Here is a 13,344-nt window from a genome sequence, read left to right as displayed (position 1 = left end):
CCTCTGCCGCCTTGGCGCAGGGCAAGATGCCGTATGAACTCACCGACGAGGTGATCTACAACGGACGATCCTTCGACGTGTGGTTCGGCCTCTACGAGACCGAAACCGTGCGCAGTGCGCCGGATACGGGGCTGCCGCAAAAGGAATGGATCGAACAGAGCCGCCTCGTGGTGCGTACCAATCAGGACCCGCAGATCGGCCCGGGCGACAAGGCGCTGGCGCGCAAGGTCGGCGTCGCCTTTTGCAGGCACTACGGTCTCTCGGTTCGCCGCCAGCCCGGCGAGGCGCAGGAGTGGCAGGGCGAGTGGTCCTTTCTCGACCTCTGCTGGAAAGACGGCTGGTGACGGGCTGGAACCTGGCCGAATTCAACATTGGTATCCTGAAATACGACTGGGACGACCCGCGCGTCGCCGATTTTCGTGACAATCTCGACCGGGTTTTTGCCGTGGCGGAACGCAGCCCGGGCTATGTCTGGCACATGCCGGATGACCAGATGGACGCCGCGCAAACGGATGTGGGCGGGCCTCTGGGCGGGAATCCCCGGACCGCCTCGACCCTGTCGGTCTGGCGCGATCTGCCAAGCCTTGAGCATTTCGTCTGGCAGACGGTCCACCGGCGGTTCTACGACCGGCGGGCAGAGTGGTACGACGCACAAGGGCAGGGGCTGCGGCTGGTGATGTGGTGGGTGCCCGACGACCACCGGCCCGGCATCGCGGAGGCTGCGGAAAAGCTGGAACACCTGGCAAGGGCGGGCGAGGGCGATGCGGCCTTCGGCTGGACCCATGCGCGGGCGCGATGGGGCGCATCGGGATAATTCATTGGGCGCGGATGGGCCTGCGCGCTAGAGCTAGCGGGCCTTTGGCCAAATTGATTTCAGAAAGGACATGACATGCATCTGGCGGAATTGAACATCGGGCGCTTGCTGGCCCCCACGGATGACCCGCGCGTGGCGGACTTCATGGCCAACCTCGACCGGGTGAACGGGCTGGGCAAGCGGATGCCGGGCTTTGTCTGGATGATGGAAGGTTCGGGCGAGCCGGGCACCGGCAACACCGAGGCCAAAATCGAGGGAGATCCGCAGTTCGTGTCCAACCTGACGGTCTGGGAGGACGTGGAAAGCCTTGAACGCTTTGTCTGGGGCACCATCCACAAGCAGTTCTATGATCGACGCACAGAATGGTTCGAGATCATGGGCGAACAGCATTTCGTGATGTGGTGGGTGCCCGAGGGGCACCAGCCGACGCTGGACGAGGCGCTGGAACGGCTGGAGATGCGCAAGACACAGGGCGACACGGATGCGGCTTTTGGCTGGTCCTACGTGCCGCAGGCGCAGATGTGGCGCGCAAGGCACTGCACGCCCGAGGCGGTGTGACACCTGTTCCGCCTTGCCTTGCAACGGAAGGCTGGGCAAGGCGCCGCCCGCGTGCAGGGACGCCCGCTCCTTGACCTCTTGCGCCGCAGGCGCGACAGTGCCGGCGCGCAGGGGCACAGTAGTGCCAACGCGCGAGGCGAGCAAAAATGACACGGGTTGGAATGATGAAACGGATTTTGGGAACGGCGGTGCTGATTGCGGCGCTTGCGCCCGTGGCGCAGGCGGAAACCGTCCGCTCCAAGAGTTTCCTGGGCGATATTCAGCGCCGCGCGGTGACGATGCAGGCCCGTGACGGATCGGGCTCTGCCCAGGCGCTACAGGCCTATGTCAGTGTCACCACAGTTGCCGGTGTCGTGCCGGGACAGGCGCAGATCCGGGCCGCAGGGGCCTTTGCCGCCAAGGCCGGCTGTCGCGATGCGCGCGCCCTGACCACGATCCTGGCCGGGGTGACCGCCAAGGCAGCCGAGTTCGAGGTACTGTGCCGGGGAGGCCAATAAGATGATGACTCGCGTGTTGTGCATTCTGGCCCTCGCGGCCACGCTCGGGGGCTGCGGGCGCGCCGGGATCTTCAAGTCGGACGAGCCGGTCTTCGACGGTCAGCGCTTTCGGACCGTCGTGAAGAGCGAGCGCAAGAACCGGCAGGTCTTTACCGTGACCGTTCACCAAGTATCGAAGTCGGTGGAGGGCGCGCGCGCCGCGGCGGACTACAAGGCCACCCAGCACTGCATTCAGTTCTTCGGCACTTCCGAGATCGACTGGACCTTGGCGCCGAACGCCGATGCGCAGACCCTGCGTGTGGTGGACGACACCCTGACTTTCAGCGGCAGCTGCCACGACCCCGCGGCCTGAGGGCCGTAAAGGCGCTCCGGATGCGTGGATCCTTGCCGAAACGGGGGCGTGCAGGGGGCGGATATTGAATATCCGGCCCGTCTGCCCCCACCTGAAGGGCAACAGTCTGACAACGGAGAGCCGCGTATGCGCCTGATTCTCACTTCCATCGTCTGCATGACCCTGGCCCTTCCCGCCGTGGCCAAGCCACCCCTGCGCGAGGTCAGCGAAATCGACGACGGCCTGATGGCGATCGCGATCGCGGACGAGATCCGCAAGAATTGCGACGACCTGCAGCCGCGCATGGTGCGGGCCTATCGCCAGATCAAGGCGCTGGAAAAACGCGCCAAGGCCCTTGGCTATTCCGAGACCGAGATCGACGATTACGTGAAGTCCGACAAGGAAAAGAAACGGATGCGCGGCAAGGCCGAAATCTGGCTGACCACGCAGGGGGTCAATCCCAAGGACACCAGCGCCCTGTGCAAGTTCGGACGGGACGACATTTCGCGCGGCGGGCCGGTTGGCTACTTCCTGCGCTGAGTCGGGCGCAGGCCGCTAACAGGCGGTACATATTCAACTTTTGTGATCACAATAATGCGGCGCACGGGGAAAACTCGTGCGCCGCGTCGTTTTTTCCTGCCTTTTCGCTGCACCTGCATCTGGTAACGTCCGGCGGACCGCGATAGAACCCCGAGGACTGCGGCCTGCCTGCCAGCGGGCGCTGCCAGCCGAAGAACGGGAGAGGCACAGGCATGTCCGATACGCGAAAGATCATCATCGACGGGCAGGAGATCGAGGTGGATGGGGCCATGACCCTGATCCAGGCCTGTGAAGAGGCCGGGATCGAAGTTCCGCGCTTCTGCTATCACGAACGGCTGTCGATTGCCGGCAACTGCCGCATGTGCCTGGTCGAGGTCGTGGGCGGCCCGCCCAAACCGGCCGCCTCCTGCGCGATGCAGGTGCGCGACATGCGCCCGGGCCGAAACGGCGAACCGCCGGAGATCAAGACAAACTCGCCGATGGTCAAGAAGGCCCGCGAAGGGGTGATGGAGTTCCTGCTCATCAACCACCCGCTGGATTGCCCGATCTGCGACCAGGGCGGCGAATGCGACCTGCAGGACCAGGCGATGGCCTACGGCGTCGATTTCAGCCGCTTCCGCGAGGCAAAGCGCGCGGTGGACGACCTGGACCTCGGCCCGCTGGTCGAAACCCACATGACGCGCTGCATTTCCTGCACCCGTTGCGTGCGCTTCACGACCGAAGTCGCGGGCATCACCCAGATGGGCCAGACCGGCCGGGGTGAGGATGCCGAGATCACCTCTTACCTGAACGAGACGCTCGATTCGAACCTGCAAGGCAATATCATCGACCTCTGCCCGGTGGGCGCGCTGGTGTCGAAGCCCTATGCCTTTACGGCCCGTCCCTGGGAACTGACCAAGACCGAGACCATCGACGTGATGGATGCGCTTGGGTCCAACATCCGGGTGGATACCAAGGGCCGCGAAGTGATGCGGATCCTGCCACGCAACCACGACGGCGTGAACGAGGAATGGATTTCCGACAAGACACGCTTTGTCTGGGACGGGCTGCGCCGCCAGCGCCTTGACCGCCCCTACGTACGCGAAAACGGCAAGCTGCGTCCCGCAAGCTGGCCCGAGGCGCTGGGGGTTGCCGCCAAGGCGATCAAGGGCGCCGAGAAACTGGCCGGGATCGTGGGCGACCTTGCCCCGGTCGAAGCGATCTACTCGTTGAAAACGCTTGTCGAAGGGCAGGGCGGTGCCGTGGAATGCCGCACTGATGGCGCAAAGCTGCCGGCGGGCAACCGGTCCGGCTACGTCGGCACTGCCGCGATCGAGGATATCGACGGCGCCGATATGATCCTGCTGATCGGGACCAACCCGCGCGACGAGGCGCCGGTGCTGAACGCGCGCATCCGCAAGGCCTGGGCGCGTGGCGCCAAGGTGGCGCGGATCGGCAAGCCGGTCGACCTGACCTATGACGTGATCGAACTGGGCACGGGCCGCGAGGCGCTGGCCAAGCTGGCCGAGATGGATCATTCCGACAAACACGGCGTGCCGGGCGTGATGATCGTCGGGCAGGGCGCGCTGAGCGAGGCCGATGGCGCCGCCGTTCTGGGCACTGCCATGCAGACCGCCGCCGCCGGACAGTCGAAATTCATGGTGCTGCACACCGCTGCCAGCCGTGTCGGCGCGATGGACGTGGATGCCACCAACGAACGCGGCATGGACGCGGTCCAAGAGGCCGATGTGATCTACAATCTTGGCGCGGACGAGGTCGAGATCGGCGATGGCGCCTTTGTCATCTACCAGGGCAGCCACGGCGACCGTGGCGCACACCGCGCCGACGTGATCCTGCCTGCCGCCGCCTATACCGAGGAACAGGGCCTGTTCGTCAACACCGAAGGCCGCCCCCAGATCGCGCTGCGCAGCGGGTTCGCCCCGGGCGAGGCCAAGGAAAACTGGGCCATCCTGCGGGCGCTCTCGGCCGAGGTCGGCGCGCAACTGCCCTGGGACAGCCTCGCGCAGTTGCGCCAGGCTCTGGTCAAGGATGTGCCGCATCTGCAGCAGGTCGACGACGTGCCCGAGAACGAGTGGCAGCCGCTGGAGGCGGGCAAGCTGGGAGACGCGGATTTCCGTTACGCGGTGCGCGACTTCTACCTGACCAACCCGATTGCCCGCGCGTCCGAGCTGATGGCGGAACTGTCGAAACAGGCGCGCGACCGCGCCGCTGCGCCGCTGGCGGCGCAGTAACTTGCGCAGCCTGGCGATCATAACGCTTCTGGTGATTGCCACCGGGCTGTCGGCCTGCACCGAAGAGGCCGTCTCTGACGCGCCCTTCACGCCCACCTATGCCGGGATCGAGACCCGGCTTCTGGACGGCGACCTGGTGCAGTTCGAGGTCGAGATGCGCGGCGCCCGCGATCAGGGCGACGTCAAGGATTATGCCGAATGCGCAGCCGCGCAATACGCGCTGATCCGGGGTTACGGTTTTGCGCGTCATTTGCGCACGACCGTTTACGAAGAGGGTGGCCTATGGCGTGGAGATGCGGTTTACACCATCTCGGCAGCGCTGCCCCCCGGGCTCAAGACCATCGACGCCGAAGTGGCGGCGCTGGCCTGTGCCGAGAACGGAATACCGATGGTGTGAGGACCTGATGGAAAACTTCTTCGCCACGCCTCTGGGCACCTTTGTCATCATCTTCGCGCAATGCCTCGCGGTGCTGGGCTTTGTGATGGTGTCGCTACTCTTCCTCGTCTACGGCGACCGCAAGATCTGGGCCGCGGTCCAGATGCGGCGCGGCCCGAACGTGGTGGGCATCTACGGTCTGCTGCAGACCGTGGCCGACGCGCTGAAATATGTCGTCAAGGAAGTGGTGATCCCGGCGGGGTCCGACCGAACGGTCTTTATGCTGGCGCCATTGACCAGTTTCGTGCTGGCGATGATCGCCTGGGCGGTGATCCCCTTCGGCGACACCTGGGTCCTGTCGGACATCAACGTGGCGATCCTCTATGTCTTCGCGGTCTCCTCGCTTGAGGTTTACGGCGTGATCATGGGCGGCTGGGCCTCGAACTCGAAATACCCGTTCCTCGGGTCGCTGCGCTCGGCGGCGCAGATGATTTCCTACGAGGTCTCGATCGGCCTGATCATCATCGGCGTCATCATCTCGACCGGCTCGTTGAACTTCGGTGACATCGTCGATGCGCAGGACGGCGCCTATGGCTTCTTCAGCTGGTACTGGCTGCCGCATTTCCCGATGGTATTCCTGTTCTTCATCTCGGCCCTGGCCGAGACCAACCGCCCGCCCTTCGACCTTCCGGAAGCGGAATCGGAACTGGTGGCCGGCTACCAGGTGGAATATTCGGCGACGCCCTTCCTGCTGTTCATGGCCGGCGAATACATCGCCATCTTCCTGATGTGCGCGCTGACCTCGCTGCTGTTCTTCGGCGGTTGGCTGTCGCCCATTCCGGGTCTGCCGGACGGTGCACTGTGGATGGTCGGCAAGATGGCGTTCTTCTTCTTCATCTTCGCGATGGTGAAGGCGATCACGCCGCGCTACCGCTACGACCAACTGATGCGCCTGGGCTGGAAGGTGTTCCTGCCGTTCAGCCTGGTCTGGGTGGTCTTCGTCTCCTTCGCCGCGAAATTCGGCTGGTTCTTCGACGGCTACGCCCGCTGGGTGACCGGGGGCTGAGATTGGTGCGCAATCGGAAACATATCGTTTCGGACAACGCCTTGGCGGCGGGGGCATCTGCCTGCGCGCCCGGGGGTGGTATCCTGACGGCACGGGCGCGCATGTCGCGCGCCGGAGCCAGGAGGGAAACCCATGTCTGATCTGAAATCTGCCATCCTCGATGCGAAATACATCGACATGATCGATCTCGGTGATTTTGTCGTCCGCGACACCGGCCTGCCGGACGTGGACAGCGACGGCAACCTGATGCCGCAGGCCACGGAAATCGCCGCCGCGATCTTTCGCTGGGCGGCGGACATGCAGGCGGCAGAGGCCGCACGCGCGGAACAGTCCGACCCGGCGCCGGAAGCTTCGGCGCCCGAGGTGGCCAAGGAACACGCGGCCAAGGAATACGATGAGCAGGGCGACCCGCTGATGGATGCGCCCACGGCCGAAAAGCTGGAGGCCGAATTGCACAAGCTGGCACAGGAGCAAGGATAGAATGGCGACCATCGACTACGGCCGGGCCGCGAAATACTTTCTGCTCGCGGATTTCGTGAAGGGGTTTCAGCTGGGCCTGAAATACTTCTTCGCCCCCAAGGCCACGGTGAACTACCCGCATGAAAAGGGGCCGTTGAGCCCTCGTTTCCGCGGTGAGCACGCGCTGCGCCGCTATCCCAACGGCGAGGAACGCTGCATCGCGTGTAAACTGTGCGAGGCGATCTGCCCGGCGCAGGCCATCACCATCGACGCGGAACCCCGTGACGATGGCAGCCGCCGCACCACGCGTTACGACATCGACATGACAAAATGCATCTACTGCGGTTTCTGCCAGGAAGCCTGCCCGGTGGATGCCATCGTCGAAGGCCCGAACTTCGAGTTCTCGACCGAAACGCGCGAAGAGCTTTACTACGACAAGGCCAAGCTGCTTGAGAACGGTGAACGCTGGGAGGCGGAAATCGCCCGCAACCTCGAACTCGACGCGCCGTACCGCTGACCCCCGAAGGACCCGCTCGCCCATGTCCCGCCGACTGAATTCCCTGCTTGCTCTCAGCGCGCTCGCCCTTGCGGCGGGTGGCGGTGTTGCGCAGGAACCGGGCAGCGAGGCATGGAACGAACGGCGCGCGGCGCTGTTCTCGCAGGTCTGCATGGGCACGGCGCCGAGTTATGCGGGTTTCGCAGGCGGCGCCCGGGCCGCCGGCCTGATCCTGCAGGACGGTGTCTGGGTGGCCGAGCCGGAAATCGTGGTGAACCTTGTCGACCACGACGGGTTCTGCGACTGCATCATGAGCGTGTCGGCCCCGGATCAGGCCGCGATGGTGGACGCGATCTTTGACCGGCTGATGGCCGATCACGGCGCCGAGTTCACCGGCGTGCCCGATGGTTTGGCCAGCGTGGCACCGTTCCGGCGTGAGGGGGTCGAAGTGGTTTCGATCCTCGAGCCGCGAGAGTATGACGGCACCAAGTGGCTGTCGGCCCGCACCGCGGTGGTCGGCACTTGCCCTGCGCTGGAGGCTGGCGAATGAGCGACAACAAGACCCCTTTCGAGTTGATGATGGCCCAGGCCCAGGAAATGGCCAAGGCCTTTAACCCGAGCCTGACCAGCTTTGATCCCAAGGGCTTTGAAAAGCTTTGGCCGACCATGTCCAAGGACGCGATGGAAATGTGGTTCGGCAAGGGGATCTCCAAGCAGGGGCTGGACGCCAAGACCCGCCTGTTGCTGACCCTCTCGGGGCTGACCATGCAGGGCGCCCAGGCCGAAACACCGGTCCGCCTGACCGTGCGCCACGCGCTCGAAGCGGGTGCGACCGAAGAAGAAATCGCCGAGACCATCGGACATATGTCGATGTTCGCAGGCATTCCCGCGATGACCCGCGCCATGGAACTGGCGCGCGAAGTCATCAATGAAAACAAGGATGACGAGACATGATGGTCTTTGCCTTCTACCTCTTCGCACTCGGCGCCATCGCGGGCGGCCTGTTCACCGTGGTCAGCCGCAACCCGGTGCACTCGGTGCTCTGGCTGATCCTGGCCTTCCTGTCCTCGGCGGGGCTCTTCGTGCTGATGGGGGCGGAGTTCGTCGCCATGCTGCTGGTCATCGTCTATGTCGGCGCGGTTGCCGTGCTGTTCCTCTTCGTCGTCATGATGCTGGACGTCGATTTCGCCGAGCTGAAGGCGGAGATGGCGCGCTACATGCCGCTGGCCCTGCTGATCGGCCTGGTGATTCTGATGCAGCTGGCGATGGCCTTTGGCGCCTGGCAGGCCTCGGACATGGCGGCGGGCCAGCTGGCACAGCCGACGCCCGAGGGCATGCACAACACCCAGGCCCTGGGGATGATCCTTTACGATGAGTATTTCCTGTTGTTCCAGCTGGCGGGCCTGATCCTGCTGGTCGCCATGATCGGCGCCATCGTGCTGACCCTGCGCCACCGCCAGGACGTCAAGCGCCAGGACATCCTGGCCCAGATGTACCGCGATCCGGCCAAGGCGATGGAACTGAAGGACGTGAAACCGGGGCAGGGGCTTTGAGCGCGTTCTGGGACATGGTCCTGTCGCCGACGGGACTGGTTCTTTATGCCGGGTTCTGGGCCTTCAAGATCGTAGCCGGGGCCTGGATCCTGCGGCGGGCCATGCTGCTGCTCCCGGTGCGGGCACAGGTCTGGACCGAGGACCGGCTGGCCCGGCTGAAACTGCGGGGGCGCCGCCGCCCTTTGGGCTGACCCGCCGCGCGCGGGCCATGACAAGAGGTCCCGGATCAGGTCCGGGACTCGGGGCGGAAGGCCCCGAAGGGCCCGCACCGAGACGGGCCGCAAGAGCGAAAGAGGGTCCCGGCGCCAGCGCGGGGCACGATTTGGAAGACCAAAAGCGGGCAAAATGCCCGGAGGGACGCACATGATCGGATTGGAACATTACCTGACGGTGGCGGCGGTGCTTTTCGTCATCGGCATCTTCGGGCTCTTCCTGAACCGCAAGAACGTCATCATCCTGCTCATGAGCATCGAACTCATGCTGCTGGCGGTGAACATCAACCTCGTCGCCTTTTCGACCCACATGCCGAACGGGCAAGTCGATCTGGTGGGGCAGGTCTTCACCCTCTTCGTGCTGACCGTCGCCGCCGCCGAGGCGGCCATCGGCCTGGCGATCCTGGTCTGCTTCTTCCGCAACCGCGGCACCATCGCCGTGGAAGACGTCAACGTGATGAAAGGCTAAAGCCTCATGGAGAGCATCATCCTCTTTGCGCCCCTCGCGGGCGCCCTGATCGCGGGCTTTGGCTGGAAGCTGACCGGCATCCGCGGTGCCCAGTGGATCAGCACCGGCCTGTTGTTCCTGGCCTGTGCCTTTTCCTGGATCACCTTCTTTACCCACGGTCCGGACACGCAACAGATCCAGATCATGCGCTGGATCGAAAGCGGCACTCTGTCGACCGACTGGTCGATCCGGTTGGACCGCCTGACCTCGATCATGCTGATCGTCGTGACCACGGTTTCGGCGCTCGTGCACCTGTATTCCTTCGGCTACATGGCGCATGACGACAACTTCAAGGAGGGCGAGGAGAGCTATAAGCCACGCTTCTTCGCCTACCTGTCGTTCTTCACCTTTGCCATGCTGATGCTGGTGACCTCGGACAACCTGGTGCAGATGTTCTTTGGCTGGGAAGGCGTGGGTGTCGCCTCTTACCTGCTGATCGGTTTCTACTATCGCAAGCCCTCGGCCAACGCCGCCGCCATCAAGGCCTTTGTGGTCAACCGGATCGGCGACTTCGGCTTTGCGCTGGGGATCTTCGCGCTGTTCTTCCTGACCGACAGCATCCGGCTGGACGACATCTTTGCCGCCGCGCCGCAACTGGGGGAAACGCAGCTGACCTTCCTCTGGACCAGCTGGAACGCGGCCGAACTGGTGGCCTTCCTGCTGTTTGTCGGCGCGATGGGCAAATCGGCCCAGTTCATTCTGCACACCTGGCTACCGGATGCGATGGAAGGCCCGACACCGGTTTCGGCCCTGATCCACGCCGCAACGATGGTGACAGCGGGTGTCTTCCTGGTCTGCCGCATGTCGCCGATCATGGAATTCGCGCCGAACGCCACCGCGTTCATCACCTTCCTGGGTGCCACGACGGCCTTCTTTGCCGCGACCGTGGGCCTGGTACAGAACGACATCAAGCGCGTCATCGCCTATTCGACCTGTTCCCAGCTGGGCTACATGTTCGTGGCCGCAGGCGTGGGCGTCTACTCGGTCGCCATGTTCCACCTGCTCACGCATGCCTTCTTCAAGGCGATGCTTTTCCTGGGCGCCGGTTCCGTGATCCACGGAATGCATCATGAGCAGGACATGCGGAACTACGGCGGTCTGCGCAAGAAACTGCCCTATACCTTCTGGGCGATGATGATCGGCACCCTGGCCATCACCGGCGTCGGTATTCCGCTGACCACCATCGGCTTTGCCGGGTTCCTGTCCAAGGACGCGGTGATCGAGAGCGCCTATGCCGGCACCAATGGCGGCTTTGCCTTCTGGGCGCTGGTCATCGCGGCCCTGTTCACCAGCTTCTACAGCTGGCGCCTGATCTTCATGACCTTCTACGGCAAGCCGCGCGGCGACAAGCACACGCATGAGCACGCGCACGAAAGCCCTATGGTCATGATCGCACCGCTGGGCGTGCTGGCACTGGGGGCAATCTTCTCGGGGATGCTCTGGTACGGGTCCTTCTTCGGTGACCATAACCAGGTGAACAAGTTCTTCGGCATCCCCTCGCACGAGGTGGCGGCTGCCGATCACGGCGAGGCCGCGGATGGCCTTGCCCCGGCAGGTGATGGCCACGGGGCCGAGCCTGCGGCGGACACGGGTCCTGCGGATGCGGGCGACGGTCATGCCGCCCCGGCGGATGGCGCTCTTGCCGACGCGGGCCCCGTGGCGGCCGCACCGGGTGCTGGCGCGATCTTCATGGCGTCCGACAATCACGTCATGGACGACGCGCACCATGCGCCGAAGTGGGTCAAGATATCTCCCTTCATTGCGATGGTGATCGGTTTTGTCGTGGCCTACTGGTTCTACATCGTGAACCCCAAGCTGCCGGTCCGGCTGGCCGAGAACCAGCGCCCGCTGTACCTGTTCCTGCTGAACAAGTGGTACATCGACGAGATCTACAACTTTCTCTTCGTCCGGCCTGCCTTTGCCTTGGGGAGGATCCTGTGGAAGGGCGGTGACGAGACGATCATCAAGGGCGGCATCAACGGCCTTGCCATGGGGATCATCCCCTTCTTCACCCGGCTCGCGGGTCGGGCGCAGTCCGGTTATATCTTTACCTACGCCTTCTGGATGGTGATCGGGATCGCGGTCTTCATCACCTGGATGACGCTCAGCGGAGGGGCGCACTAATGGGCAACCTGCTTTCCATCGTCACCTTCCTGCCCGCTCTGGCGGCCCTGATCCTGGGTCTGTTCCTGCGCGGCGACGACGCGGCGGCACAACGCAATGCCAAGTGGCTTGCGCTGATCGCGACGACGGCAACCTTCGTCATCTCGCTGTTCATCCTGTTCCAGTTCGACGCGGGCAACACCGGCTTCCAGATGTTGGAAGAGCGGGAGTGGCTGCTGGGTCTCAACTATCGCATGGGCGTTGACGGGATCTCGGTCCTGTTCGTCATGTTGACCACCTTCATGATGCCGCTGGTCATCGCGGCCAGCTGGAACGTCAGCCACCGGGTCAAGGAATACATGATCGCCTTCCTGGTGCTGGAAACGCTGATGCTGGGCGTCTTCATGGCGCTGGACCTGGTCCTCTTCTACCTCTTCTTCGAGGCAGGCCTGATTCCGATGTTCCTGATCATCGGCATCTGGGGCGGCAAGGACCGGATCTACGCCAGCTTCAAGTTCTTCCTCTACACCTTCCTCGGCTCGGTGCTGATGCTGGTGGCGATGGTGGCGATGTATTCCGACGCGGGCACCACCTGTATCGGCGGTTGCGACGTCTCGCTGCTCAAGCACAACTTTGCCTCCGAAAGCTTCAGCATCCTGGGCGTGCAGATCGTCGGCGGCATGCAGACCATGCTGTTCATCGCCTTCTTCGCCAGCTTCGCGGTCAAGATGCCGATGTGGCCGGTGCACACCTGGCTGCCCGAGGCGCACGTTCAGGCACCGACCGCCGGGTCGGTTGTGCTGGCGGCGATCCTGCTGAAAATGGGCGGCTACGGCTTCCTGCGCTTTTCGCTGGCGATGTTCCCGGTCGGATCGGACGTGATGGCGAATTTCGTTTTCACGCTGTCGGTCATCGCGATCATCTACACCTCGCTGGTGGCGCTGGTGCAGGAGGACATGAAAAAGCTCATCGCCTATTCGTCCGTCGCGCACATGGGCTACGTGACGATGGGGATTTTCGCCGCGAATCAGCAGGGTGTGGACGGGGCGATTTTCCAGATGATCAGCCACGGTTTCATCTCTGGCGCGCTCTTCCTTTGCGTGGGCGTGATCTATGACAGGATGCATACGCGCGAGATCGACGCCTATGGCGGGCTGGTGAACCGGATGCCGGCCTATGCGCTGATCTTCATGTTGTTCACGATGGCGAATGTCGGCCTGCCGGGCACTTCCGGGTTCATCGGGGAATTCCTGACGCTGATGGGCATTTTCCAGGTCAACACCTGGGTGGCGGCAGGCGCCACGACCGGCGTCATCCTGAGCGCGGCCTATGCGCTGTGGCTGTACCGTCGGGTGGTCATGGGGGACCTGATCAAGGAAAGCCTGAAGACCATCAAGGACATGTCCTTGCGCGAAAAGGCGATCTTTGCGCCGCTGGTGGTCATGACGATCTGGATGGGCGTCTACCCGGCGCCGATCCTCGACCGGACCGGCCCCGCGGTAGAGGCGCTGGTGACGAAATACGACACGGCGCTTGCCGCTGCCGGCCGCACTGAGGCCGACACGCAAGTCGCCGTTGCGGAACACTGAGGGAGAGCGGG

General features: G+C 63.8%; 18 protein-coding genes. All 18 read left to right on the top strand.

Going from position 1 to position 13,344, the window contains the following annotated elements:
• Nucleotides 1-26: 26 nt before the first annotated feature.
• On the top strand, nt 27-344 hold the full coding sequence (locus tag KZZ07_RS16095) for a hypothetical protein (RefSeq protein ID WP_219515739.1): 318 nt from the start codon (nt 27-29) through the stop codon (nt 342-344).
• Nucleotides 341-814: a DUF3291 domain-containing protein gene (locus tag KZZ07_RS16090; RefSeq protein WP_219515737.1), complete on the top strand. Its 474-nt coding sequence runs from the start codon at nt 341-343 to the stop codon at nt 812-814. Before KZZ07_RS16095 ends, KZZ07_RS16090 begins: the two co-directional genes overlap by 4 nt.
• Nucleotides 815-889: 75 nt before the next feature.
• Nucleotides 890-1,372 (top strand): DUF3291 domain-containing protein, encoded by a 483-nt coding sequence (locus KZZ07_RS16085; protein ID WP_219515733.1) that lies wholly within the window; start codon nt 890-892, stop codon nt 1,370-1,372.
• 146 nt (nt 1,373-1,518) lie between these two features.
• Nucleotides 1,519-1,869, top strand: a complete 351-nt coding sequence (locus KZZ07_RS16080; protein WP_219515731.1) for a hypothetical protein — start codon at nt 1,519-1,521, stop codon at nt 1,867-1,869.
• Between the two features lies 1 nt (nt 1,870).
• The gene (locus tag KZZ07_RS16075) at nt 1,871-2,221 is read left to right on the top strand and encodes a hypothetical protein (protein ID WP_219515728.1); all 351 of its coding nucleotides are present in this window, start codon (nt 1,871-1,873) and stop codon (nt 2,219-2,221) included.
• Nucleotides 2,222-2,347: 126 nt separating this feature from the next.
• Entirely contained in the window at nt 2,348-2,740 is a 393-nt protein-coding gene (locus KZZ07_RS16070) for a DUF5333 domain-containing protein (RefSeq protein WP_219515726.1), read from the top strand.
• Nucleotides 2,741-2,952: 212 nt separating this feature from the next.
• Nucleotides 2,953-4,971, top strand: coding sequence for an NADH-quinone oxidoreductase subunit NuoG (gene nuoG, locus KZZ07_RS16065; protein WP_219515725.1), 2,019 nt, complete (start codon nt 2,953-2,955; stop codon nt 4,969-4,971).
• A gap of 1 nt (nt 4,972) precedes the next feature.
• Entirely contained in the window at nt 4,973-5,368 is a 396-nt protein-coding gene (locus KZZ07_RS16060; RefSeq protein WP_219515723.1) for a YNQ4 family lipoprotein, read from the top strand.
• A 7-nt stretch (nt 5,369-5,375) separates the two neighbouring features.
• Nucleotides 5,376-6,413 carry an NADH-quinone oxidoreductase subunit NuoH gene (gene nuoH / locus KZZ07_RS16055; RefSeq protein WP_219515721.1) on the top strand — a complete coding sequence of 346 codons (1,038 nt, stop codon included), beginning with the start codon at nt 5,376-5,378 and terminating at the stop codon, nt 6,411-6,413.
• A 132-nt stretch (nt 6,414-6,545) separates the two neighbouring features.
• Entirely contained in the window at nt 6,546-6,893 is a 348-nt protein-coding gene (locus KZZ07_RS16050; RefSeq protein WP_219515720.1) for a hypothetical protein, read from the top strand.
• Nucleotide 6,894: 1 nt separating this feature from the next.
• The gene (gene nuoI / locus KZZ07_RS16045) at nt 6,895-7,389 is read left to right on the top strand and encodes an NADH-quinone oxidoreductase subunit NuoI (RefSeq protein ID WP_043143624.1); all 495 of its coding nucleotides are present in this window, start codon (nt 6,895-6,897) and stop codon (nt 7,387-7,389) included.
• Nucleotides 7,390-7,411: 22 nt separating this feature from the next.
• Nucleotides 7,412-7,918, top strand: coding sequence for a hypothetical protein (locus KZZ07_RS16040; RefSeq protein ID WP_219515717.1), 507 nt, complete (start codon nt 7,412-7,414; stop codon nt 7,916-7,918).
• Nucleotides 7,915-8,322 carry a carboxymuconolactone decarboxylase family protein gene (locus tag KZZ07_RS16035; protein WP_219515715.1) on the top strand — a complete coding sequence of 136 codons (408 nt, stop codon included), beginning with the start codon at nt 7,915-7,917 and terminating at the stop codon, nt 8,320-8,322. The genes KZZ07_RS16040 and KZZ07_RS16035 overlap by 4 nt, the downstream gene beginning before the upstream one ends.
• Nucleotides 8,319-8,921 (top strand): NADH-quinone oxidoreductase subunit J, encoded by a 603-nt coding sequence (locus KZZ07_RS16030; RefSeq protein WP_043143629.1) that lies wholly within the window; start codon nt 8,319-8,321, stop codon nt 8,919-8,921. Before KZZ07_RS16035 ends, KZZ07_RS16030 begins: the two co-directional genes overlap by 4 nt.
• Entirely contained in the window at nt 8,918-9,112 is a 195-nt protein-coding gene (locus KZZ07_RS16025) for a hypothetical protein (protein WP_219515714.1), read from the top strand. Before KZZ07_RS16030 ends, KZZ07_RS16025 begins: the two co-directional genes overlap by 4 nt.
• Before the next feature lie 172 nt (nt 9,113-9,284).
• Complete coding sequence (nuoK, locus tag KZZ07_RS16020; RefSeq protein ID WP_219515713.1) at nt 9,285-9,602, top strand: NADH-quinone oxidoreductase subunit NuoK; 318 nt, start codon at nt 9,285-9,287, stop codon at nt 9,600-9,602.
• Nucleotides 9,603-9,608: 6 nt separating this feature from the next.
• The gene (nuoL, locus tag KZZ07_RS16015; RefSeq protein ID WP_219515711.1) at nt 9,609-11,765 is read left to right on the top strand and encodes an NADH-quinone oxidoreductase subunit L; all 2,157 of its coding nucleotides are present in this window, start codon (nt 9,609-9,611) and stop codon (nt 11,763-11,765) included.
• Complete coding sequence (locus KZZ07_RS16010; RefSeq protein WP_219515709.1) at nt 11,765-13,333, top strand: NADH-quinone oxidoreductase subunit M; 1,569 nt, start codon at nt 11,765-11,767, stop codon at nt 13,331-13,333. The genes nuoL and KZZ07_RS16010 overlap by 1 nt, the downstream gene beginning before the upstream one ends.
• Nucleotides 13,334-13,344: the final 11 nt, after the last annotated feature.

The sequence above is a fragment of the Mameliella sp. CS4 genome (assembly GCF_019392335.1).
GTDB lineage: Bacteria > Pseudomonadota > Alphaproteobacteria > Rhodobacterales > Rhodobacteraceae > Antarctobacter.
Note: the sequence above shows the minus strand (reverse complement) of the source record. Positions and strands in the feature narration are given on the sequence as shown.